This window comes from Streptomyces longwoodensis, assembly GCF_001514125.1.
Taxonomy (GTDB): domain Bacteria; phylum Actinomycetota; class Actinomycetes; order Streptomycetales; family Streptomycetaceae; genus Streptomyces; species Streptomyces longwoodensis.
This window is the reverse complement of sequence record NZ_KQ948553.1, coordinates 137,941-157,046: the sequence shown is the minus strand read 5'-3', so window position 1 is coordinate 157,046 and position 19,106 is coordinate 137,941. Positions and strand designations below refer to the sequence as shown.

The 19,106-nt window shown below is 72.8% G+C and carries 36 protein-coding genes; 32 read left to right on the top strand and 4 right to left on the bottom strand.

Annotation, left to right across the window (positions count from 1 at the left end):
- Positions 1-31 precede the first annotated feature (31 nt).
- The 8 genes from AQJ30_RS15790 (at position 32) to AQJ30_RS15760 (ending at position 3,086) form a co-directional block, all read left to right on the top strand.
- A complete protein-coding gene (locus AQJ30_RS15790) occupies positions 32-772 on the top strand; it encodes a VWA domain-containing protein (protein ID WP_245726949.1) in 741 nt (246 codons plus the stop codon).
- Complete coding sequence (locus AQJ30_RS39820) at positions 769-900, top strand: hypothetical protein (RefSeq protein ID WP_281200936.1); 132 nt, start codon at positions 769-771, stop codon at positions 898-900. Before AQJ30_RS15790 ends, AQJ30_RS39820 begins: the two co-directional genes overlap by 4 nt.
- 67 nt (positions 901-967) lie before the next feature.
- Positions 968-1,294, top strand: a complete 327-nt coding sequence (locus AQJ30_RS15785; RefSeq protein WP_067233877.1) for a helix-turn-helix domain-containing protein — start codon at positions 968-970, stop codon at positions 1,292-1,294.
- The gene (locus AQJ30_RS15780) at positions 1,294-1,728 is read left to right on the top strand and encodes a hypothetical protein (protein WP_067233875.1); all 435 of its coding nucleotides are present in this window, start codon (positions 1,294-1,296) and stop codon (positions 1,726-1,728) included. The genes AQJ30_RS15785 and AQJ30_RS15780 overlap by 1 nt, the downstream gene beginning before the upstream one ends.
- The gene (locus AQJ30_RS15775) at positions 1,725-2,129 is read left to right on the top strand and encodes a hypothetical protein (protein ID WP_067233873.1); all 405 of its coding nucleotides are present in this window, start codon (positions 1,725-1,727) and stop codon (positions 2,127-2,129) included. Before AQJ30_RS15780 ends, AQJ30_RS15775 begins: the two co-directional genes overlap by 4 nt.
- Complete coding sequence (locus AQJ30_RS15770; protein WP_067233869.1) at positions 2,126-2,305, top strand: hypothetical protein; 180 nt, start codon at positions 2,126-2,128, stop codon at positions 2,303-2,305. The genes AQJ30_RS15775 and AQJ30_RS15770 overlap by 4 nt, the downstream gene beginning before the upstream one ends.
- On the top strand, positions 2,302-2,904 hold the full coding sequence (locus AQJ30_RS15765; RefSeq protein WP_067233868.1) for a hypothetical protein: 603 nt from the start codon (positions 2,302-2,304) through the stop codon (positions 2,902-2,904). The genes AQJ30_RS15770 and AQJ30_RS15765 overlap by 4 nt, the downstream gene beginning before the upstream one ends.
- Positions 2,901-3,086 carry a hypothetical protein gene (locus AQJ30_RS15760; protein ID WP_159052340.1) on the top strand — a complete coding sequence of 62 codons (186 nt, stop codon included), beginning with the start codon at positions 2,901-2,903 and terminating at the stop codon, positions 3,084-3,086. Before AQJ30_RS15765 ends, AQJ30_RS15760 begins: the two co-directional genes overlap by 4 nt.
- An 11-nt stretch (positions 3,087-3,097) precedes the next feature.
- Here AQJ30_RS15760 and AQJ30_RS15755 read toward each other — a convergent pair whose 3' ends face one another.
- Entirely contained in the window at positions 3,098-3,307 is a 210-nt protein-coding gene (locus AQJ30_RS15755; protein WP_159052339.1) for a hypothetical protein, read from the bottom strand.
- A 118-nt stretch (positions 3,308-3,425) separates the two neighbouring features.
- Here AQJ30_RS15755 and AQJ30_RS15750 point away from each other — a divergent pair, with 118 nt between their 5' ends.
- The 10 genes from AQJ30_RS15750 (at position 3,426) to AQJ30_RS15705 (ending at position 8,576) form a co-directional block, all read left to right on the top strand.
- The gene (locus tag AQJ30_RS15750; protein ID WP_067233864.1) at positions 3,426-4,460 is read left to right on the top strand and encodes a hypothetical protein; all 1,035 of its coding nucleotides are present in this window, start codon (positions 3,426-3,428) and stop codon (positions 4,458-4,460) included.
- A 21-nt stretch (positions 4,461-4,481) separates the two neighbouring features.
- Positions 4,482-5,312 carry a hypothetical protein gene (locus tag AQJ30_RS15745; protein ID WP_067233862.1) on the top strand — a complete coding sequence of 277 codons (831 nt, stop codon included), beginning with the start codon at positions 4,482-4,484 and terminating at the stop codon, positions 5,310-5,312.
- 68 nt (positions 5,313-5,380) lie between these two features.
- Positions 5,381-6,559 carry a hypothetical protein gene (locus AQJ30_RS15740; RefSeq protein WP_067233860.1) on the top strand — a complete coding sequence of 393 codons (1,179 nt, stop codon included), beginning with the start codon at positions 5,381-5,383 and terminating at the stop codon, positions 6,557-6,559.
- The gene (locus AQJ30_RS15735) at positions 6,550-6,738 is read left to right on the top strand and encodes a hypothetical protein (protein ID WP_067233858.1); all 189 of its coding nucleotides are present in this window, start codon (positions 6,550-6,552) and stop codon (positions 6,736-6,738) included. Before AQJ30_RS15740 ends, AQJ30_RS15735 begins: the two co-directional genes overlap by 10 nt.
- Positions 6,735-7,025 (top strand): hypothetical protein, encoded by a 291-nt coding sequence (locus AQJ30_RS15730; RefSeq protein ID WP_067233857.1) that lies wholly within the window; start codon positions 6,735-6,737, stop codon positions 7,023-7,025. Before AQJ30_RS15735 ends, AQJ30_RS15730 begins: the two co-directional genes overlap by 4 nt.
- Positions 7,022-7,315 (top strand): hypothetical protein, encoded by a 294-nt coding sequence (locus tag AQJ30_RS37925; RefSeq protein WP_067233855.1) that lies wholly within the window; start codon positions 7,022-7,024, stop codon positions 7,313-7,315. Before AQJ30_RS15730 ends, AQJ30_RS37925 begins: the two co-directional genes overlap by 4 nt.
- Complete coding sequence (locus tag AQJ30_RS15720; protein ID WP_067233854.1) at positions 7,312-7,527, top strand: hypothetical protein; 216 nt, start codon at positions 7,312-7,314, stop codon at positions 7,525-7,527. The genes AQJ30_RS37925 and AQJ30_RS15720 overlap by 4 nt, the downstream gene beginning before the upstream one ends.
- Positions 7,528-7,530: 3 nt before the next feature.
- Positions 7,531-7,968: a hypothetical protein gene (locus tag AQJ30_RS15715; RefSeq protein ID WP_067233852.1), complete on the top strand. Its 438-nt coding sequence runs from the start codon at positions 7,531-7,533 to the stop codon at positions 7,966-7,968.
- Between the two features lie 60 nt (positions 7,969-8,028).
- Positions 8,029-8,262, top strand: a complete 234-nt coding sequence (locus tag AQJ30_RS15710; RefSeq protein WP_067233851.1) for a hypothetical protein — start codon at positions 8,029-8,031, stop codon at positions 8,260-8,262.
- Positions 8,259-8,576: a hypothetical protein gene (locus tag AQJ30_RS15705; protein ID WP_067233849.1), complete on the top strand. Its 318-nt coding sequence runs from the start codon at positions 8,259-8,261 to the stop codon at positions 8,574-8,576. The genes AQJ30_RS15710 and AQJ30_RS15705 overlap by 4 nt, the downstream gene beginning before the upstream one ends.
- 78 nt (positions 8,577-8,654) lie before the next feature.
- Here the strand turns inward: AQJ30_RS15705 and AQJ30_RS15700 are convergent, their stop codons facing one another.
- Both AQJ30_RS15700 and AQJ30_RS15695 read right to left on the bottom strand, forming a co-directional pair.
- A complete protein-coding gene (locus tag AQJ30_RS15700) occupies positions 8,655-9,197 on the bottom strand; it encodes a hypothetical protein (RefSeq protein ID WP_245726948.1) in 543 nt (180 codons plus the stop codon).
- Between the two features lie 81 nt (positions 9,198-9,278).
- Entirely contained in the window at positions 9,279-9,575 is a 297-nt protein-coding gene (locus AQJ30_RS15695; RefSeq protein WP_159052338.1) for a helix-turn-helix domain-containing protein, read from the bottom strand.
- A gap of 202 nt (positions 9,576-9,777) precedes the next feature.
- On the opposite strand from AQJ30_RS15695, the gene AQJ30_RS15690 reads away from it, so the two are divergent.
- The 8 genes from AQJ30_RS15690 to AQJ30_RS15660 all read left to right on the top strand — a co-directional run bounded on the left by AQJ30_RS15690 (position 9,778) and on the right by AQJ30_RS15660 (position 14,346).
- Positions 9,778-10,065, top strand: a complete 288-nt coding sequence (locus AQJ30_RS15690) for a hypothetical protein (protein WP_067233846.1) — start codon at positions 9,778-9,780, stop codon at positions 10,063-10,065.
- Positions 10,062-10,232 (top strand): hypothetical protein, encoded by a 171-nt coding sequence (locus tag AQJ30_RS38450; RefSeq protein ID WP_159052337.1) that lies wholly within the window; start codon positions 10,062-10,064, stop codon positions 10,230-10,232. The genes AQJ30_RS15690 and AQJ30_RS38450 overlap by 4 nt, the downstream gene beginning before the upstream one ends.
- Positions 10,232-10,411: a hypothetical protein gene (locus AQJ30_RS15685; protein ID WP_067233844.1), complete on the top strand. Its 180-nt coding sequence runs from the start codon at positions 10,232-10,234 to the stop codon at positions 10,409-10,411. The genes AQJ30_RS38450 and AQJ30_RS15685 overlap by 1 nt, the downstream gene beginning before the upstream one ends.
- Positions 10,412-10,475: 64 nt before the next feature.
- Positions 10,476-11,555: a MerR family transcriptional regulator gene (locus AQJ30_RS15680; protein ID WP_079084069.1), complete on the top strand. Its 1,080-nt coding sequence runs from the start codon at positions 10,476-10,478 to the stop codon at positions 11,553-11,555.
- Positions 11,556-11,631: 76 nt separating this feature from the next.
- Complete coding sequence (locus AQJ30_RS15675) at positions 11,632-12,447, top strand: hypothetical protein (protein WP_067233840.1); 816 nt, start codon at positions 11,632-11,634, stop codon at positions 12,445-12,447.
- 14 nt (positions 12,448-12,461) lie between these two features.
- The gene (locus AQJ30_RS15670) at positions 12,462-12,884 is read left to right on the top strand and encodes a hypothetical protein (RefSeq protein WP_067233838.1); all 423 of its coding nucleotides are present in this window, start codon (positions 12,462-12,464) and stop codon (positions 12,882-12,884) included.
- Positions 12,881-13,972, top strand: coding sequence for a hypothetical protein (locus AQJ30_RS15665; RefSeq protein ID WP_067233837.1), 1,092 nt, complete (start codon positions 12,881-12,883; stop codon positions 13,970-13,972). The genes AQJ30_RS15670 and AQJ30_RS15665 overlap by 4 nt, the downstream gene beginning before the upstream one ends.
- A 53-nt stretch (positions 13,973-14,025) precedes the next feature.
- Positions 14,026-14,346 carry a hypothetical protein gene (locus tag AQJ30_RS15660; protein WP_079084068.1) on the top strand — a complete coding sequence of 107 codons (321 nt, stop codon included), beginning with the start codon at positions 14,026-14,028 and terminating at the stop codon, positions 14,344-14,346.
- Positions 14,347-14,403: 57 nt separating this feature from the next.
- Here the strand turns inward: AQJ30_RS15660 and AQJ30_RS15655 are convergent, their stop codons facing one another.
- Positions 14,404-14,736: a hypothetical protein gene (locus AQJ30_RS15655; protein ID WP_067233835.1), complete on the bottom strand. Its 333-nt coding sequence runs from the start codon at positions 14,734-14,736 to the stop codon at positions 14,404-14,406.
- Positions 14,737-14,909: 173 nt separating this feature from the next.
- Between AQJ30_RS15655 and AQJ30_RS15650 the strand changes: the two genes are divergently transcribed.
- From AQJ30_RS15650 to AQJ30_RS38960, 6 genes are all read left to right on the top strand, one after another.
- Entirely contained in the window at positions 14,910-15,563 is a 654-nt protein-coding gene (locus AQJ30_RS15650) for a hypothetical protein (protein WP_067233833.1), read from the top strand.
- A gap of 47 nt (positions 15,564-15,610) precedes the next feature.
- On the top strand, positions 15,611-16,456 hold the full coding sequence (locus AQJ30_RS15645; protein ID WP_067233832.1) for a hypothetical protein: 846 nt from the start codon (positions 15,611-15,613) through the stop codon (positions 16,454-16,456).
- 138 nt (positions 16,457-16,594) lie between these two features.
- Positions 16,595-16,939 carry a hypothetical protein gene (locus tag AQJ30_RS15640; protein ID WP_067233830.1) on the top strand — a complete coding sequence of 115 codons (345 nt, stop codon included), beginning with the start codon at positions 16,595-16,597 and terminating at the stop codon, positions 16,937-16,939.
- Between the two features lie 20 nt (positions 16,940-16,959).
- On the top strand, positions 16,960-17,469 hold the full coding sequence (locus AQJ30_RS15635; protein WP_067233829.1) for a hypothetical protein: 510 nt from the start codon (positions 16,960-16,962) through the stop codon (positions 17,467-17,469).
- A gap of 23 nt (positions 17,470-17,492) precedes the next feature.
- On the top strand, positions 17,493-18,149 hold the full coding sequence (locus AQJ30_RS15630; RefSeq protein WP_067233827.1) for a hypothetical protein: 657 nt from the start codon (positions 17,493-17,495) through the stop codon (positions 18,147-18,149).
- 58 nt (positions 18,150-18,207) lie between these two features.
- A complete protein-coding gene (locus tag AQJ30_RS38960) occupies positions 18,208-19,101 on the top strand; it encodes a hypothetical protein (protein ID WP_067233825.1) in 894 nt (297 codons plus the stop codon).
- Positions 19,102-19,106: the final 5 nt, after the last annotated feature.

Genomic DNA, 19,106 nt, shown 5'->3' with positions numbered 1-19,106 from the left:
GCCCCCATCCCATGTAGGAGCGGATCCCATCGTGTTCGGATTCAAGCGCAAGACCCAGCCCCAGCCCCCGGCCCAGCCCCAGGTGCAGCCTGAGCCGGTGCCCGCGCGGCCGCCGGTGCTGGCGACGCCCATGGTGTCGCTGATGAAGAAGGCCGCCACGTCGCTGGAGAAGGACGGGCTGGCCGGCCACCGGGCGGCCGTGCACCTGGTGCTCGACCACTCGTCCAGCATGCTCGAGTACTACCGCAGCGGCGCCATGCAGCGGCTCGCCGAGCAGGTCCTCGCCCTGTCCGCCAACTTGGACGACGACGGGCGGGTGCCGCTCACCTACTTCGCGACCGACGCGGAACCCTCGACGGTCGTCAGCCTCAACTCCTACGCCGGCGTCATCAACCGCACCCACGAGCGCGCCCGGTGGGGCGGCACGAACTACGCGGCCGCCATGGACTTCGTGCGCCTGGAGCACCAGGGCAGCGACACACCCGCGCTGGTCGTGTTCCAGACCGACGGCGACCCCGACTCCCGGGAGGCCGCCGAGAACGCACTGCGCCGCGCGGCGACCGAGCCGCTGTTCTTCGTGTTCGTCGGGTTCGGGTACCGCGTCAACTTCCTGCGCCGCCTCGATCTGCTGACCGGCCGCCTCGTCGACAACGCGGCGTTCTTCCCCGCGCCGGACCCCTCGCGGGTCACGGATGAGGAGCTGTACGCGGCGATCACCGGCCCGTACGCGAAGTGGCTGCGCGAGGCCCGCGCCGCGGGGGTCGTCCAGTGACCGGCCGGAAGTTCATGGTCGGCCTGGCGTTCGGCTTGGTCGTGTGGGCGGTCACCGCGTTCGTGCCGGTGATCGGCCCGTGGTCGCCCGTGCTCGGCGCGGCCGTCGCCCTCGTCCTCTGGGCCTGACCCCTGCCGGGGCCGCCACCTCGAGCGGCCCCGGCCCCCAACCTCCCCGCAGTGAAAGGTCACTCCGATGTCCAAGGACGTCGCCACCCTCTACGACGAGCTCGGCTGCATCCGCGCCGTGGCCGACGATCTCGGCGTCAGCTACACGACCGCCTGGCGCCGCCTCCACGCGGCCGGCGTGCCCGTGCACGGCCCCGGCGGGCGCCAGCTCGAAGTCGATGAACTCGCCCGGTACATGGCCAGCCTGTACCGGGAAGGGCTGAGCGTGCGCCAGATACAGGAGCGCACCGGCAAGGGCTACTCGTACTCGTTCGTCTACCAGCGCCTCAAGCGGGCCGGGATCAGGATGCGCGGCAAGAACGGCCGCCCCGTGAAGACGGCGGACGCCCGGTGATGGGCGACGAGCGCCTCGCCAACCTGGTGATGGTGGCGCTCGCCTGCGCCATCGACGAGGACTACGACGGCGCGTTCCGCGCGGTGAGCGAGGTCGGTGAGCAGGCGGGTCCCGGCCAGTTCCAGATGTACGCGGCGTGCGTCGCGTTCGCCGAGACCGGCCGCCAGGCCCTCGTGAAGCTGTACGGCGACCAGGCGCCCGACCTCGCCCGCGACCAGTACTGGTCCGTGGAGCAGCTGCCCAGCCCCGACGGCGCCCCGGACGCGCAGGACCTGTTCGCGGTCCGGTTCATCGTCGCCGTCGCCAACAACGACAAGCCGCAGGCCATGGCCCTGTGGCAGGCCGCACTGCGCGCCAGCAGCGCGGAGTACATCGCCTCGGTCGCCGCAGTCCTCACCGCAGCGGCCGGCCTCGTGCGGAAGGCATTCCTGTGACCCGCTTCTACCACGGCGGCGTGCCCGGCCTCCGCCTCGACGACCGGCTGCTGCCCCCCGCGGTGACCGGCATCGAGAAGTCGCTGACGGCGACCGCGCAGGAGCTGGGCGCTTCCCCGGAGCACGCCCGCCGCGACCGCGTGTACGTCACCACCAGCCGCGACGTCGCTCGCGTGTACGCGGCCCTCGCCCCGGACGGGGCCCTGTACGAGGTGCTGCCCGTCGACGAGCTGACCCCGGACCCGGACTGCCTGGCACCCGGTGTCTCGTGGATGTGCAAGGCGGCGGTCGTCGTCCGCATCGTCGACCCCGTGGTGCTGCTCCGCACCCGCCCGTTCGAGGCGTGGATGCGGATGCTGAACCGGGCGGCCGCCGCAGCCAGCCGGGAGGCGAACCGGTGAGACGCAGCGAGGACTTCGGGCACCGGCCGATGGTCAGCTTCACCGACGGCCGCGCCCTGAACCGGGTGTGCGCCCGCTGCACGATCAGCACGCTCACCGGCGAGTGGGGCGTGCGCTGGCCGTGCACCAGCGCGGTCGTCCTCGGCCTGGTCCGCCGAGAGGAGGCGACCCCGTGACGCGTGACGAAGAGATCACCGCCGTCCGCTACATGCCGGCGACCGTCGTGCGGATCACCGCGCGCCGCGAAGACGGCAGCCTCGAACACACGTGGGCGCAGACCTACCACCTCGACGAGCCGCTGCTGCTCGGCCTCGGCACCCTGGAGACCTTCCCCGGCTACCTGCGGTCCTCCCAGGCCCCGCCCCTCGTGCGGGGCCCGGCGCACCGCATGGCCGGCGCGCTCGTCGCCCGCTACGAGCACCCCCAGCACACGGACATCCTCGTCATCGCCCAGGCCATCTGGCAGCGCCGCCAGAGCGACGTCGCCATCGAGGCGTGGACCGCCGACGAGCCCGGGCACTGGTGGTACGCGCTCGTGCCCCGCTGGCGGCGCATGTGGGACACCGAGATGTGGCCCCTCGCCACGCTCTCGGGCGGCCACCACGCGTACGCAGTCGGCGAGTGCCGCCCCGTCGACGACTACCCCTGGCCGAGCCCCGCGCCGATCCCCGGCGTCCTGCCTCCCCCGGCGCCCGGCACGCAGGTGATCCAAGCGCACACCACCGTCGCACCGCCCCCGCCCGGCTTCCCGCCGTACCGGTGGGTGGTCACGTGATGCTGCTCGGCCTGTTCGTGTTCGTGGTGATGAACTGCGCGGCCGGCGTCATGGGGCACCCGCCGGTCGTCATGCCGATGGTGCGCCGCGCCCTCGCCCGGGCCGCCCGCAGGCACACCAGCAGCCCCCGCCTGGAGCCCGTACGGCGCGTGCCGTCCTGGGCGCGAGAGGGGGAGCAGTGAGGTGCGCCCCGTCAGTCGCCGTGCTCGGCCATGAGCTGGCGCGCGCGGTCGACGAACTCGGGCGTGACCAAGCAGATGCGGCGACGTCCCCGCTCGGTGAGAGCCGTGAAGACCTGCCGCTCTCGGGCGTCCTCGATGAGCTGCGTCAGCTGCGCCCGCGCGTGAGTCAAGGGCAGGTCTTGGATCCCGTCGGCCTGCATCTCGGGGGTCTTCGCGTCCATGGCCAGAGTGTAAGGCATGGCCAGAGTTACCAAAGTGGTGAGACTTGCAAAAGTTTAAAGATCGAGCGACGATCTGAGCAGGACACCACCCCACCAGCACGACCAGAGAGATGACCCCGTGAGCGTGGACGAGCAGGACGACCGCAAGGAAGGCGCGGTGCCGAACTCCTTCGGTAACGCGCTGGCCTGGAGGTGGTCGCGGGAGATGCCCCGCGGCCTCAAGGGCGGTTTCCTGACGATGCTGTACGCCTTGCGTGCGATGGCCGCTTCCTCGGGCCAGCTCCGGTTCCGGGACGGCAAGCCGATCCGGATTCAGGACCTGGCGAAGGCGGCCGGTTGTCGTGAGCAGGACGCTCGCCGGTACCTGGACGCCGGGATACGGGCGGGCGTGGTGCTCGTCGACGGCGAGCGTCGCCGTGGACGGGCCGCGCTCTATGCCATCCCCGGCGACAACGTGCGGCCGGACTGGAGGGCCGCAGAGGACTACCTCAAGGCGACCGCCCGCCGGCGTACCCCGGACGGAAGTTCGGGCCACAGTGGCACGAATCCCGTGGACGAGAGTTCGGGCCACAGAGGCACGAACCAGATCGGGCCACAGAGGCACGAACCTGAGCCGACGGACGACGACCCGGTTCGTGCCACAGAGGCACGTTGGGGTTCGGGCCACAGTGGCACTACCGGTTCGGGCCACGGAGGCACGAACAACCCAGGTATTACCCATGGGGTTCCCCAAGAGGTGGCTGAGGTAGTTCCTCAACCTGAGGTGGTTGGGGGCGAGTCGGCCTCGAGGGAGCAGATCCCGGAGCAGGACGACGACGAGCCGTTCGGCCGGTGCGAGGTGTGCAAGGTGCCGCTGATGCGCGCCGGGAAGCGTTGCTCCGCCCACCGGGAGGCCCTGGCCCGCCGCAGGCCCCGCGAGGGCCGCAGCAAGCCCGTACAGGGCCCGTTGCTGATGCCGGTCCCCACCACCCCCGCCGAGCCCCGCCAGGACGTTCCAGCGGCCTTCCAGCCGCCCCCCACGGACCCCCTGGCCCCTCTGCGGACCTGCGGCTGCGGCCGTGAGTTCCGCGACCGAGACCCGGCAGCCCGATGCCCGGACTGCCTCCACGCCGAGCACACCGACGCCACCCGGCGCCGCCAGTTCGGCACCTGACACCCGAAGGAGACACCCGCAGTGAAGACCTGGAACCCGCGCCTGGACGTCGTCGAGGCGCTGGAGGAAGCCGGTTGGACCGGCGACCCGGACAACCCGCTCGGCCTGCTGCGCTGCAACGGCGCCGTGTGGGGCGTCCACAGCGACGAGGGCGCGTCCAGCCTGACCGAGCCCGCCGCCGGGGAGACGATCGAGTTCCCGTCCGGCACCCCGTCCGAGCTGATCGTCGCCGCGTGCCTGGCCGCCGCCGAGCAGGCCGACGACCTGGTCCACAAGAACGGTCGGCTGCACCTGGCGTGGGAGTCGGCGAAGCGCCGCGCGAAGCGGCGGCGGCCGCACGAGCGTGAGGGCCTGATCTTCCACCTCGAACGGCAGAACAAGCAGCTCGCCGGGTTCGCCGGCCTCGCGAACCAGGCAGCCCAAGCCAGCAACATGTCCTGGTCAGAGGCCCGCGACGAGGTGCAGAGGCTCCGCGAGCGCAACGGGGAGCTGCTAGCCCGGATCGACCGGCTGATGGAGCGGCTGCACAACGCCGCCGAGTTCCGACTGCCGCCGGTCCCGCCGAACTTCACGCCGTTGATCGTGCGCCTCGACCCGGCGTACGACGGCACCCAGTGGGCCGTCCTGCACGACCCCGGCGACAGCATGGTGCGCCGCGCGTGGACGCCGGACGGCTGGCAGATGGCGTGGTCCCTCGCCCACGACGAGACCTACTGCTGGCCGGACCCGGAGACGGCACGCGCACAGGCGAAGCGCGCACAGGCCGAGGACGACCGCGAGCCCGACGTCGACGGGGCCGGCCGCACCCGCGAGTCCTACAGCGACACCCCCACCGGCACCACCGCCCCATGACCACGAGCAGCCGCCCCCTGCTGTCACCAGGGGGCGGCCCGCACCCACCCTACGAAGGAGCCCACCGAGTGGACCAGCAGTACGAGACCCCCGAGGCGCTGCGCGAGTTCCTCCAGATGTGCCTGACCCCGCGCCCCGGGCAGGAACGCACCGCGCTGCGCCTCGTGGAGTTGCTGCCCCCGCAGATCGCCGCGAAGGCCCACGAGTTCGCCCCGCACCTGGCCGGCCTGGACCGGACCGCGACCGACCTGGAAACGCAGGCGGGGCAGGCCCGGCAGGCGTACGCCGACGCGCTCGCCGCGTGGATCGGCGGACAGGAGCCGCCCACCACGCAGGACCGGCTGTCGTCGCCCTGCTTCAACTGCACGCACACCCTGAACTGGCACAACACGGCCATGGGCGGGTGCACGATCGACACGTGCGGCTGCGACAAGTTCCGCGGTGAGCGCTACACGATCGGCCGGTCCGGGGTGTTCGCGACCCTGTACGACTGGCAGGAGCACCGCCTGATCGTCGAGGCCGCGACCGTGGAGCACTGCCTCAAGATCCGCGACCAGCTCCTCGCCGGTGAGCCGCCGTGCGTGAAGTGCGGCCAGCCGAAGCTCGCCCACATCGGCTGGGCGCGCGGCCACCTGTACGCACCCCCCGAGGACCCTGCCCCGGCCGACACCAAGCCGATGTCGCTGATCGACGCGGCCACCGCGGCGTACGACGCGGCGGCCGCGCACGCCGCGACCTGCTTCACGTGCTGGCCCGGGATGCGGTTCGCCGAGATGTGCTCCGCCGGGCAGGCCCAGGCGCTCGCCGCGCTCCACCAGAGCGGCGTGCTCGACTGCGAGCACATCGCCTGGGACGTCACCACCGAGCACCCGGCGAGGGACGGCAGCGGCTGGGTGAAGTCCCGCAAGTGCGCGGACTGCGGGGAACCCATGGCCCCGATCACGGAAGCGGACCCGCACTGGCCGCACGACGGCGGCGAACCCCCGGCCGGCGTGAGCGAGCCGGACACCGGCATCGTCGCCATCCGCCGCATGGTCCGCGACATGTGCCCCACCGCCCAGCGCTTCGAGCCCGTCGAGGTGCCCGGCACCGTCAGCCCGGTCGGCTGGACGTTCGCCACCGGCACCGGTCAGTGGACCCAGTACGGCTACGTCATGGCCGACGGTGCGCCGCTCGCCGTGAACCTCCACAACACGCGCGCCGCAGCCCACGACCGCGCCCGCGAGCAGGCCCGGCAGTGCGACTGATCCCGCCCTGTGTCCGCCGCCGCCTCAAGCGGCGGCGGCACGCCCGCACCTGGCGCGCGATGGAGGTCTTCACCTTCAACCACGCGCCCGCCCCCACCTGGAACCGCATCCGCACCTGGAACGACGCCGCCCGCATCTGGAAGCGGCGCCCCGAACACCCACACAAGGACAGCCGATGACCACCCTCCCTCAGCCCGCCCCCGACGAGCGGCGCGAGGACTACCTCGCCGCCCTCCTGGCCGCCGACCCCTACGCCCTCGTGCAGCGCCGCGACGACCGGACCCGCCTCGCCGACGCCGTCATGAAGGTCGCCGACGCCGAGATCGCCGCCGTGCTGAACGCCGCCGCCGACCAGATCGACAGCACCCCCGACATCAGCGCCGCCGTGCACGCCACCACCGAGCTGCGCCGCATCGCCGCCCGCGTACAGGCCGCCCTCGACGCGGACGCGAAGGACCGCCGATGACCGACCGTCCCACCGGCCTGGAGCGCCTCATGGCGATGATGTCCGGCCAGAACCCCCCGCCGCAGACGCCGAAGGCACCGACCCCGGAGGAGATCGCCGAGCAGCGCAACGTGCTTGTCGCGAACCTGATGGCCGTCGCGGAGATGCTCGCGCCCGTCTTCGACCACGCCGACGGCATCCGCCATGAACTCACCCGCCGCGGCTACAGCAGTCAGCACGCCGAGCAGGTCGCCATGGTGTGGCTCGTCAGCACCGTCCAGACCATCGGCTCCGCGCAGGGAGCGTCGTGACCACCTACCCGTGCCCCAACCCCGCGTGCGACGGGCGGCGCCGCACCGGCCAGTACCTGTGCTGGGACTGCTGGGACGCCCTCCCCGCCCCGGCCCGCACCCAGCTCAGCCGCCGCGACCCAGCGGCCCGGGCCCGCCTCCAGCTGCTGTACCGGCAGCTCCAGGCCGGCGTCCCCCCGCAGCGAATCCAGATCGAGCCCATAGGAGCCTGACCCGTGCCCAACCGACGCCGCGTGATCGAGTGCCTGTTACAGGACGCCATCGGTGCGCAGGTCTTCAACGGCCTGATCGGCGAGTGCGTGTCCATACCGAACGCCGACTACGAGGCCGTGAAGGACGCCGCGACGGCGATCCTCGAACGCGTCGCGGAGGCCGTCGACTGGCGCCGCCTCCTCCGTGAAGCCGCCGCCCGGCACGCCACCGTCCACCCCGACTACCAGCCCGACCACCTGGAGTGGAGCGGAGCCGAAGGCGTGTGCGGCGCCTGCCTGGAAGAAGCCCTCCTCGCCGATGACATCGGCTTCCAGGACTGGGAACGCACACCCGAAGCCCCCCGGGACCACGAGCACACCGACTGGCCGGCGATCGTCGCCCGCAACCTCCACCACCGCGACACCGTCGCCTGGCACCCCTACAAGCAGCCCGCCGACTGACCCCCGCCCGGGCCCGGCCGCCATCCGACGGCCGGGCCCCGACCACACCCCGGAGAACCCGTGCGCATCACCCTCCTGACCCCCGAGCAAGCCCGCGCCGTCGGCGCCGCCCTCGACGCCGCCCGCACCTGGTTCCAGCGGCTGCGGAAACTCCTCGCCTGGGCCGCCGAGCAGATCCGGGAATCCGCCGCCCACATGCAGCGGTTGGCCGACTACCTGCGTTCCGTCCGCTTCCGCCCGGACCGGCCGGCCTGGGCCAGCCCGTACGGGCCCGCACCGAAGGGACTGCGATGACCGACCGCACCCACCTCGACGACCTCACCAGCGAGCAACTCGACGCCCTCTACGACGAGCTGGACCGGCTTCGTGCCCGCATCGACCGCGCGGGCATCGACGGCCCCGAGACCGCCCCGCCCGCCACCCGCTGGCAGATCGAAGCCCGCATCAAGGACCGCTACGGCACCCTCGCCCGCGACCTCACCGACCGCGACCGCGCCGTCGACCTCTACCGGCGGCGCCGCCGCGAACACCCCGACAGCGGCGTCCGCCTCGTCCGCAAGGTCACCCTCAGCCTCGTCGACGACCCCGACACCGACCCCTCCCCCTGAACACCACGAAGCCCCGGCAGGCAGGGCAGCCGCCGGGGCTTCGTTGCGTGGACGCGCACGCCCAGAATACGGCGCGCGTCAGCCGTGCAGGGCCGCCTCGTACTCGCCGGCCTGCTGCGGGGTCAGGTAGTGCGACACCCGCACCAGGACCGGCCCGTCCAGGTAGTGGTACTCGGCGAGCATCGGCATCGACTTCGTCACCGACTGGATGTACTCCGAGCGGGCCTTCGCGTCCTCCGCCGACCCGAACACCTCGACCGCCCCACCCCGCAGCGAGTCGTCCTTGTCCAGGCCCTCGGTGTCCGACGCCGCGATACGCGAGTCGGTGAACGTCACCTTCGACGTGTACTGGTGCGGGCGGCCCATCAGCTTGTTCTTGTCGTTCTCGGCCGTGACGACCGTGCCCGGCTTCGCCGCGCTCACCTTGCCCGACAGCCGCGCGAGGACCTGCTGCGCCGTGACCGACGTCGGCATCGAGCCGCCGTCCGGGTTCAGCGGCTCCGCCGAGATGGTGAGGCTCGGCTTCGACGACGCGTCGTCGTCACCGCCCCCGCACGCGGTGAGCAGGCCGACGGACGCGACGCCGGCGACGACTAACAGCAGGGCTCTACGCATGGTCATGACTCCTGGGTGGACGAAGCGTGGTCGGGTCGGGCTGATCAACGACCGAAGAACACGACGAGTTGCGACCGGCGCGCGGTTTCAGGCTTCGCCGTCTCCGTCGCTCGCTGCCCGCTTCCGCCTCCCCGTGCGCGGCCGGTTCTTCCCGGACCCGGAGTAGCCGCGTTCGATGTCCTGCACGGTGGAGATCGACACCCCGAGCGTCTCGGCGATCACCTTGTAGGTGACCTTCTCGGCCCGCTTCCCCAGCACCCAGGCGCGGCGCAACTCCTTCAAGGTCGGCGCGCTGTCCACCTGGACCCGCAAGACCTCGGTGATCGCTCTCGCCTGCCGGTCCGGGTCGTCCATCTCTTCGATGGCACGCAGTGCGTCAGCCACCCGCCGTGCCTCCTCCGTGCTGTCCCGTTCCTCAGCCATCCCGCTCCCTTCGCGGGTAGCCGCTTGCGCTGACTTTATGGGGTCCCATAAAGTCGAGGCAAGCGGCACCGCCGGTGCCGTGCGTCAACAAAGAACGGCGCCGGGCGTGTTGTGGAAGGCCGCCCGGCGCCGGTCGCCCACCTGAGCTACCAGGAGTGCGAACGTGAGCAAGAGTAGTGGGGCGCCCCGCGCCCGCGAAGAGGAACCGGCCGGGTCCGGGCAGGTCAGCGACGAGATCCACGCCAAGGCGGCCGAGCTGGCCGGCGAGTTGCAGCGCCGCGCGAGCGGAGCCCCGTACAGCGAGGCGGAACTCGCCGCGTTCGTGCGGGAGCGGACCGAGGCGCAGGGCGCGGTGTTCTACGCCGAGGTGCTGGACCTGTTCCCCGACGTCCAGGCCGGTGACACGGCCGCCGGATACGCGGCGCGCGCGGTGAAGGCGGTGCGCGGATGAGCCCCCGCCAGATCAGCACGAGCACGCCGAACAAGGTGGCGTCGGAGCCCGCGACGGTCGCCGCCTGCCAGCAGGACCGGCGCACCCCGGCCGAGGAGACCCGCGCGCGCGGCGACGCCGCCGTGCAGCTGGGCCTCGCCAAGATCGCGGCTGGCGGTGGCCGCTGATGAAGAAGCTCGGATTCACCAAGCCGATCAGCCCGGACGACCCGCGGCTGCGGGGTCACGAGACCACCTACAAGGCGTCGCAAGGCGGCTGGGTCAAGGACGACGGGAAGCCCGTCGCCGGCGAGCCGCAGCAGCAGCACGACGTCGACGAGCGGAGTCGAGCCCGGCGCTGGCGCTGATCGCCGAACACGTGGCCGGGCCCCGCCGGGGCCCGGCCCCCGTAACTGCCGAAGGAGCAGACCCATGTGCGAGCCCGAAGTGCGCGACCTTACGAGAGGCCAGAGCGCTGTTCTCGCCCTGGCCGCCGTGCCCATGGTCGTGGCCGGCGTGCTCGGCGCGTGGAGCACCTACGGCAACATCACCGCGGTGTTCCACCGGAAGACGGCCGCGTTCGGCGTGATCGCCTTCGGTGAGGGCGGCGCGGTCACGCTCGCCGTCGTCATGGTCGCGCTGACCATGCTCGGCCAGGCGACCCCGCACCTGGTGCGCGCGGGTGTCTGGCTCGTGCCCGCCGCCGCGGCCGCAACGGGCGCGTACGTCGCCCGCAACGGGGCCGAGTCGGCGGTGTTCGCCGTGACCCCGCTGTCGATGACGTTCGCCGCCGAGGGCCTCGCCCTCATCGCGCGCCGCCTGTTCCAGTACCGCACCGGCGTCGACGCCGACGCGCAACGCCGCAACGAGCGTCGCGCGATGCGCGACGCCGCAACGCTGCACAAGATCAGCTGGCACGGGTCGCTCGCCCGGCACCACGCCTCGACCCGCGCGAAGTGGTGGCACCAGGCAGCGGTGTGGCGCCTCGAGCGCACCCTGCGGCCGACCACTGCGACGGCCGCCGCGCAGCTCATCGCAGTGCACGACGAGCGCGTTGTGCGGGGCGCCGCCGGCGTCCTCGACGCGATGTACGGCGACGCCCCGGCCACCGCGCCCGAGCTGCCCGCACCGCCGCAGCAACCCGAGGCGACGCCCGCCCTGGACGCGATGCCCGCGCGGGAGCAGTTCGTGCTCGACGCACACTCCGACGACGCGTTGCGCCTGTTCGAGGAGCCCGCCACCCCGGCCGCACCCCAGGGCCCGATGCGGCCCGCCGCGGTCGTGCAGAAGGCCATCACGCCCGAACTCGCCTCGGCCGTCGACGACGCACTGCGCGTCGTCGCGACCGACGAGAACATGCGGCTCCTCACCGCCCAAGAGGTCGCACGGCAGAAGGGCGTCACGCCCGGCACCGTCCGCTCGTGGGTGCACCGCAACAAGCTCACCCCGGCCCGCCGCGACGACGACGGCCGCCTCCACTTCCACCCCAACGACGTCGCAGAACTCGACTGAAACGCCCTGACCAGCGGTGCGACGGGTGTTGCAACGCGCAACGCAACACCCGTCGCGCCAGGAAGGCAGACCCGCGATGATCGACCAGCCCGACCTCGACAAGGGCGAGACGGCGGTCCGCGCGGCGCTCCGCAGGCTCGGCGCCCGTCCCGCCGGCCACGCCGCCGAGGACGAGCCCCAGCGCGCCCCCGCGCCGGTGCCCGCCGTGGCGATCCCGCCCCGCCCCGCTCACCCCCCGACCATCCCCGCGCCCGCACCCGGGCCGCACCCGGGGGACCGTCTCCCGGAATGGTGGCGGCAGGACAAGCCCCCGCTCGGCGAGCCGCCCGCCGCCCCCGCGGCCCCGGCCGCTCCGCAGCCCGCCCCTGGCGACGCCCCGGCGGACCAGCCCGCCGCGCCGCGCCTGAACCTCGTCGAGAAGACCGACGACGAGCCCGACGCCGACGAGGCCGACACCGACGACGAGACGGTGGGGGAGAGGCCGCACCGGAAGTGGGCCACGCGGCTGCGCCGCCCGGACCGCGAGCCCACCCGGCCCCGGTTCGCCACCGCGACCCCGTTCGTCCGCCCCGAGAAGCGCTCCCTGGCCGAGCTGGTCGGCGCGATCCCCCCTCACAAGAAGTGGGCGCTGTACGCGGGCAGCGGCCTCGCGGCCGGCTGGTTCTTCGGCATCCCGCAGTTCTTCACCGACGTCACGGCCAGCGTCGCGCAGCACGAAGGCACGTGGCGCAACAGCCCCGACGTCTACTTCTGGGCCGTTGCAGCCGCCGTCGCGGTCGGCCTCGACCGCGCCACCCGCCGCTCCTGGTTCCTCATCGCGTGGGCCACCCGCGGCCTGACCGTCTGCATCGCCATCGGCGCCCTGCTGTACGGCAACCCCATCCAGACCTGAGCAAAGGACAGCCCGTGAACTCCCTGATCCCTCCGATCGGGATCGTCTCCTTCGCCCTCGTGATCACCGCCGTGCTGATCCTCGGCACTAGGAAGAGGGACCCCGAAGCCAAGGGCAAGCCGCTCGGCTGGTGGTGGACGCTCGGCCTCAGCATGCTCGCCGGGGCCTCGTACACGGCCGCGGGCTGGCCCTTCAACGTGGTGCCCAAGCTCATCATGGGCGACATGGTCGGCCTGGCCACCGCCGTGGTTCCCGGCGTGACCCTGTCGGGCATCGCCCTGCTGTTCCTGGCGGTGCTGATCTGGGTGGGCCTCACCCGCAGGCAGGTTGCCGTGATCGGCATCATCCTCGTCCACATCATGGCCGGCGCAGGCGGAGGCTTCGGCACCCTCGCCCAGCGCATCCACGCCATCGCAGTGCACCTGGCGGGCGGATGACCACCGACGTCCCCGAGCGCAACGCGCCCGTCGCAGCGGGGGAGCAGCCCGAGCCGGGGGAGCGGCCCGTGAAGCAGCGGGCCCTCGCCCTGCCGGACCTGCGGCCGTACGCCGACCCCAAGGCCGTTGCAGGCCTCGCACGCCAGGGCATCGCAGCCAGCCGCCAGCCAGCGGCCAGCGTCGCGCGTCGCACCCTGCGCGGCATCGCACGCGTTGCGCGTCGCACCCCCCGCGGCATCGCACGCGTCGCGCGGGCGTTCGGCACCGGCAACCGGACCCTCGCCCGCCTGCTGTGGGGCTGGCTCGACGGCAGCCACGGCGAGAAGCTCTCGCTGCCCGCCCGGCTCGGGGGAGTGGTCCTCGTCGTCGCGGGCGCCGTCCACACGATCGCCGACTACGGCGCCGCCGCGTGGATCCCCCTCGCGTGGGGGTGGTTCCAGGGCTCGGTCATGACCGGCGCGGGCATGTTCGACCGGCTCCTCGGCAAGGCCGAGCCGCAGGGGACCGGACAGGCCTCGCAGAAGGGCCCGGAAGCGGCCCCGGCCGGGCGCAGGAAGGGCCTGGCCCGACTGCTGCGCCAGGCCCCGGCGACGGCCCCCCAGGAGGCCGACGGCCAGGACCTCGCGGAGCCCCCGCTGACTGCCCTCATCCGGGAGCTGATCGGCGACGACAACGGGGTGCATTTGCAGGTCCTCCGACCGGCCATGCGGGAGCGCCTCCCCGGCCTGGCCGACGCCGGCGACAAGCAGCTCCGGGAGGTCCTCGTCGAGGCTGGCTTCGACCCCTCCCGCACGTTCCGCGCGGGAGGGGTCGCGGGGCGCTCCGGAGTGCACCGCGACGAGCTGCCCCCGCTCCCCTCCCCCGGAAGCGGCCAGGAGGACTCTCCGCCCCCGGAGAGTGGCTCTGACGTGCGAAAGTCTCCGGGGGGAGAGCGAGCGGAGAGCCGCCTGGAGAGGGGGTGGAGACGCCGCCGCAAGCTCCCCGCCGGGTGGACGGAAGCGGACGTGGCGCGCGGCCACCGGACCGTGGCCGACCCCGAGCGCGGCCCGTCCGCGTGGAAAGTCGAGCGCCTGGACGACGTCCAGTGACCGGCCGGCGCGTGGCTCGAACAGTCCGTCCGAGGTGTGAAAGGGGCCGAATCGTGAGCCAGCTGAGGGGCAAGTCCTCCATCATGAGCGGTGACGACACGCGAGTGAGGGGGGCGCCCGTGGGCGGGCCGTACGCGTACCGCTGTCCGCAGTGCCGGACGACGTCGGAGCCGATGGAGACGAAGCCGGCCGCGCGCGCAGAGGGGCACGAGCACCGGCGCCTGTTCCACGGCGGGCACCACCCGGACGGTGAAGAGGTGATCCGGGTCGAGTACGCGCCGAAGGGCTGGAGCGACATGGAGCCCTGGGAGAGGGCGCTGTCGGTCGCGGTCATCCTAGCCCTGGCGATCGGCCTGATGATCAAGCTGGGCTGACGCCGGGGAACGACTAAGGGCCGCACCCCGCCGGGGTGCGGCCCTTCGTGCTGCCCGCTACTTGCCCTCAGCCTCGGTGCCCTTGTTGGGAGGCGTGTCCTCGGCCGGCTTGCGCTTCCACGCCTTGTTCGGGACGCGGGGCTGGACGCCGTACTCCGCGCCGATGATGCGGAGCATCGCCTCCGACCACGGCACGATCGGGTGCGCCGCCATGGACGCGAACGGCAGGTCGGGGTCGGCCTTGAGGTCGTCGGCCAGGGCCTTGCGTGCGGCCTTGCGCCGCTCCTCCTCCAGGTCGACGGCTTCGAGCCAGGCCCGGAGGGCGTCGCGGACCTCCTGGCTGGGCTTGTACTCGGGCAGGGTGCGGGGTCCGAAGTTGGGCTTGGGCATGGCGTCAGTCTTTCACGAGGCGGTTGAAGCAAACCGGTTGAACCAGCAGGGCGGCGCCGATCTTTGAACGATACTTTACTGAGCAGGCTTGGTAAAACTGGCTAATCAAAGTCGATTCAGGAAAGAATGGAAGTAGTCCAAAACCCAACAGACCAGGCAAGGAAGGACAGACCGTGAGCAGCAACCTCATCCGCGCGGCGGAACAGCTCGGCCAGATCATCGAGGCCGTCGACACCGCCCGCGCCCAGGCCGATGCCATCAAGCCGCCCAAGGTGTGGCGCTTCGCCAGCAGCGCCGACGCCCGTACGGCCGTGGACCGCGACCAGGCCGCCGACGGAGACATCCTGGTCGTCGAGTCCGAGCAGGTCGTCGCGTTCGTCGTCGTCGTCATGCCGGTGGCCATCACCGAGCAGCACGGCGCGTTCCACCCGTACAGCAACCTCGGCAAGCCCGCCCGCGACTACTCCGAGGGCTACTGGACCCGCAGCGTCGACCTCGCCGAGCAGACCGCGATCGAGCTGGGCTACGCGCTCGCCGACCCGGCCGCAGCCGAGACCGCCCGCACCGCTGCGGGCCTGCCGGTGCCCGTCGAGACCCCTCGGATGCTCGTCGAGGCCGGCGACATCCTGCGCCACTTCGGCGCCCGCCTGCACGTCATCGACACCGGCGTGCGGATCCTCCCCGAGGCGGACAGCGCGGAGTGGTGGGCGCTCGTCGAGGGCGTCAGCGAGGACGACCGGCGCCGCACCTACCGGGGCCGCTGGACGTTCACCGTGCCCGTCGCCACCGCCGCGTGGGACATCGTGATCGTCGAGCGCACCCTGTGAGCGGCCCCCACCCCTGCCCCCTCCCCGACCGCATGAAGGGATCGCCCATGTTCGACCTGGTGTCCACCACGGTGTTCGCCGCGCTCACCGAAGCCGGCATGGCCGGGCACTGGCACGACGACGAGCAGCTCATCGTCGCCTACCCGGCGTCCGTCAGCCCCGCCGAGGCCCTCGACCGCGAGCACATCGTCATCGACTGGACCGGCACCGCCCCCGACAGCGTGGAGTTCTCGGCGGACGCCTGGGAGCCCGACGGCCGCCCCGACTTCACGCAGACCGGCACCGCGTACGCCACGCCCGTGCCGCGCGCCCTCGACCTGGAGGCCGTGCAGTGCGCGAAGGCGGTCGCCGAGTGGTTCGCCGACCCGGTCGTCACGGCCGGGCAGGTGCTCTTGGAGGCGCTCGCCGTCCACGGCCTGACCGCGTACACGGACGACGTCGGCATGAGCTACGCCATCGCGCTCGAGGACGGTGTGGCCCCGGACCGGGTGCGGGACGGGCTGCACCTGAGCGTCGGGGACCGCAGCCCGTCGATCGATCGCATGCCGTCGGCGCACACCGGCTGGACGGTGTGCGTGCACGACCATAACGGCGAGCCCGTCGGCGGCCCGGTGTTCAGCACGGGCGACGGCGGCCTCGTCGACTGCGCGGCGGACTCGGCCGCGGCAGCCCGGGCCATCGCCGACCGGGTGCGCGCCCACCGGCAGCGGCCGGCGACGCGGCCGCTCGACCCGAAGAACCCGCGCGACCGGGCGGAGATCGTCGAGCACCTGGAGCTGGAGCTGACGGGCGGCTGCGGGTTCTGCGACCTGGAGGCCGACATGATGTGCGCCGGGTGCGGGCGGTGCAACTGCCACCGGCACGATGACTGCGTGCGCCCCGCCAGCCAGTAGCCAGCCGCAGGCCCTGTGACCTGCGGTTTTCTTGACTGAACCTTTGCCTACTCAGCTTATTTAAACTGGCTAGGCAAAGTCGATTCAGGAAAGGATGGAAGTAGTTCAAACCACCACCAACCAGTAAGGGGAACGGGCGTGCGCGCACACACGAAGGCGACCGAACACGGGAGATGCCTCAAGTGCCGCCGCCCGCTCCGCAAGCCGACCCCCGACGGCTACGGCCCCAAATGCCGGGCCAAGCTGCGCCGCGCCGCGCGCACCGACACCACGCACCCGAAGTGGCAGACCGCGAAGGCGATGGAGCTGCTGGAGCTCGGTGCGATCGTCCCGCTCCGCCAGAACCGGATCTTCCTCGTCGTCTCCGACGACGGCACCGAGCTGTACCGGACCGCAGCTACCGGCCAGTGCAACTGCCCGGCCGGCCTGCGCTCCGTCCGCTGCTACCACTCCGTGGCCGCCCACCTCGTAGCCGCCGCATAACCCAGGAAGGAGAGCGCGCCGTGTCCGCATACCTGCTGACCACCCGCCGCCTGATGACCCTCGCCCGGGTCGTGCGCGGCCGCGCCTACCACCCGCACCGCTACCTGATCGACGCCCTGGCCGGCGCCATCGAGGACGCGGCGATAGCCCTGACCGCGTACCCGGTCGACGAGCCCGGCCAGCTGCCCCAGGAAGCGGCCGACGCCCTCGCCGAGGCGACCGAGATGCTCACCCGCGACGACTTCATGGTCCCGGTCGCGGTCCTCGGCTACGCCACCGCCCCGGTGACCGGCGCCCTCCCGACGATGCGGCCGCTCACCACCAGCCGCGACCAGGTCGCCGCCGCGGACCGCGACCTGCGCGCCCGCCGCCTCGCGCTCGTCGAGCTGGGCCACCTCAGCTCCCGCGACGACGACGTGATGGCTGCCGCGTTCACCGGCCTGATCAAGCTCCACCGCCAGCACGACCGCCTCGCCGCGGCCGTCGCCACCGACCTGCGCCGCCACGGCAGCGCGCCCACCACCAGCTGACCCGCCCCAAACAGGAGAGAACCGTGATCACGTTCGCCACCCGCACCGACGACTCCCCGAGCTGGTTCACGATGCCCTGCATCGCCTGCCAGATCCTCGACAGGGAGACCCGGGCCACCCGCACCGTGAAGGCCACCAGCGGACTCGGCCTCGCCTCCTGCGAGGCGCACCTCGGCATGACCGAGCGCGTCATGACCCGGCTCCGCGACTACGACCTGACCGGGCTGCGCGCCGCGTTCATCACGGCCGGCCTCGCCGCCGGACCGGACGCCACCGGCACCGAGCTGGGCGCCATGTACCGGGAAGCGGCCCAGGCCGCAGCCGACAGCGGCCCCACCGAAGGCGACAAGCTGCGCGCCGCGCTGGCCGCCTTCGGACTCCCCTCGTTCCACGCGGAGGACGGCGGCGTGTCCTACGTCCTCGTCGCCGTCGACCGGGCGGACACCGAAGCCGCCGCGCACACCGGGACGAAGGTCCTGCTGCACTCCGGGGAGGACGCGGCCCGCCCCGCCGACCAGCACGACGAGCCGTGGACCGCGTCCCTGTACGCGGGCGACGGCACGTACCTCGACGAGCTGTTCTCCGCCCCGGCCGGTCTGCCTCTCGCCCAGGAGTGCGCGGCGACCGCCCTGTCCCTGGCCTGCTGGATCGCCGTGAACGCCGACCGCTTCACCCGCTGACCACCCTCGCCCCGGCCCAACCCGGGCCGGGGCCCGCACCCCAGAGAGAAGGAACCCGATGCCGATCCACCTGACCGCCCCCGAAGCCGCGCCCGGCGGCCCCGACGGCAAGGGCTGGAACCGCCTGTCGCTCAACGCGCACTTCGGGCAGGCCGCCCAGTGCGCGCTGCGCCCCCAGCGGTGGGCCGCCCTGCTGGAGTCCCAGGACACGCGCCGCGCCCGCTGGGGCGGCTTCGGCCCGTGCGTGAACGGCGGGAAGTGCGACGCCTGCCCGCTGCTGGCCGCGCTGCACGACCAGTGCACAGTTGTTCCGTTCAACGCGCCCCGCGTCCTGGTGCGCGTCGAACCGGTGTACCCGCCGGACGCCATGTTCGCGGGCCCGGCCGGGTGGCGGCTGTGGCCCACCCTCGGCCCCGACGACCGCGACTACCGCGACCGGCGGCCCTGGTCGTGGGAGGACGTCGTGCGCGTGCACGGCTGGGAGGTCGGCCGCGCGTACGTCGACGAGCACGGCGACGGGTTCTGGCTGGAGCGCACCACCCGCGTCCCCGCCGTCGGCGTCAGCATCCGCTCCAAGGCGCGGGCGTCGTTCACCCGGCACTCGTTCGCCGTGGCCTCCACCGGGGTTGCGATGCTCCACTGCGGCGGCGGCGCGTGCACGCACGACGAGGAGCTGCTGAACGCGATCAGCCACGCCTGCCCGGGCCCGGACGGGGCGGACGAGGAACGCGTGCCCGTCCGCTGGTGGCAGGACATCCAGCTGGCCCCCGAGCCTGTCGGCGCCTACCGGTTCGCGGCGGCCGTCTCGCCGTACAGCGTGCGGATCGTCGCCCGCGACCGGGAGCTGCGGGAGTGGGGCCGGTTGACGCTCACCGGGTCCGGCTGGACCACCGAGCGCGTCCTCGCGGCCGGCGGCGCCCTGCGCGCCCACCTCGCGGGCCCGGCATCATAGAAGAT

What these genes read in the sequence shown, in the direction of transcription:
- AQJ30_RS15785 (WP_067233877.1), top strand. Translation starts at nt 968, where the DNA reads ATGTCCAAGGACGTCGCCACCCTCTACGACGAGCTCGGCTGCATCCGC.
- AQJ30_RS15780 (WP_067233875.1), top strand. Translation starts at nt 1,294, where the DNA reads ATGGGCGACGAGCGCCTCGCCAACCTGGTGATGGTGGCGCTCGCCTGC.
- AQJ30_RS15755 (WP_159052339.1), bottom strand. Translation starts at nt 3,307, where the DNA reads ATGGACGCGAAGACCCCCGAGATGCAGGCCGACGGGATCCAAGACCTG.
- AQJ30_RS15730 (WP_067233857.1), top strand. Translation starts at nt 6,735, where the DNA reads ATGACCACCCTCCCTCAGCCCGCCCCCGACGAGCGGCGCGAGGACTAC.
- AQJ30_RS37925 (WP_067233855.1), top strand. Translation starts at nt 7,022, where the DNA reads ATGACCGACCGTCCCACCGGCCTGGAGCGCCTCATGGCGATGATGTCC.
- AQJ30_RS15705 (WP_067233849.1), top strand. Translation starts at nt 8,259, where the DNA reads ATGACCGACCGCACCCACCTCGACGACCTCACCAGCGAGCAACTCGAC.
- AQJ30_RS15700 (WP_245726948.1), bottom strand. Translation starts at nt 9,197, where the DNA reads ATGACCATGCGTAGAGCCCTGCTGTTAGTCGTCGCCGGCGTCGCGTCC.
- AQJ30_RS38450 (WP_159052337.1), top strand. Translation starts at nt 10,062, where the DNA reads ATGAGCCCCCGCCAGATCAGCACGAGCACGCCGAACAAGGTGGCGTCG.
- AQJ30_RS15685 (WP_067233844.1), top strand. Translation starts at nt 10,232, where the DNA reads ATGAAGAAGCTCGGATTCACCAAGCCGATCAGCCCGGACGACCCGCGG.
- AQJ30_RS15680 (WP_079084069.1), top strand. Translation starts at nt 10,476, where the DNA reads ATGTGCGAGCCCGAAGTGCGCGACCTTACGAGAGGCCAGAGCGCTGTT.
- AQJ30_RS15675 (WP_067233840.1), top strand. Translation starts at nt 11,632, where the DNA reads ATGATCGACCAGCCCGACCTCGACAAGGGCGAGACGGCGGTCCGCGCG.
- AQJ30_RS15665 (WP_067233837.1), top strand. Translation starts at nt 12,881, where the DNA reads ATGACCACCGACGTCCCCGAGCGCAACGCGCCCGTCGCAGCGGGGGAG.
- AQJ30_RS15655 (WP_067233835.1), bottom strand. Translation starts at nt 14,736, where the DNA reads ATGCCCAAGCCCAACTTCGGACCCCGCACCCTGCCCGAGTACAAGCCC.
- AQJ30_RS15645 (WP_067233832.1), top strand. Translation starts at nt 15,611, where the DNA reads ATGTTCGACCTGGTGTCCACCACGGTGTTCGCCGCGCTCACCGAAGCC.
- AQJ30_RS38960 (WP_067233825.1), top strand. Translation starts at nt 18,208, where the DNA reads ATGCCGATCCACCTGACCGCCCCCGAAGCCGCGCCCGGCGGCCCCGAC.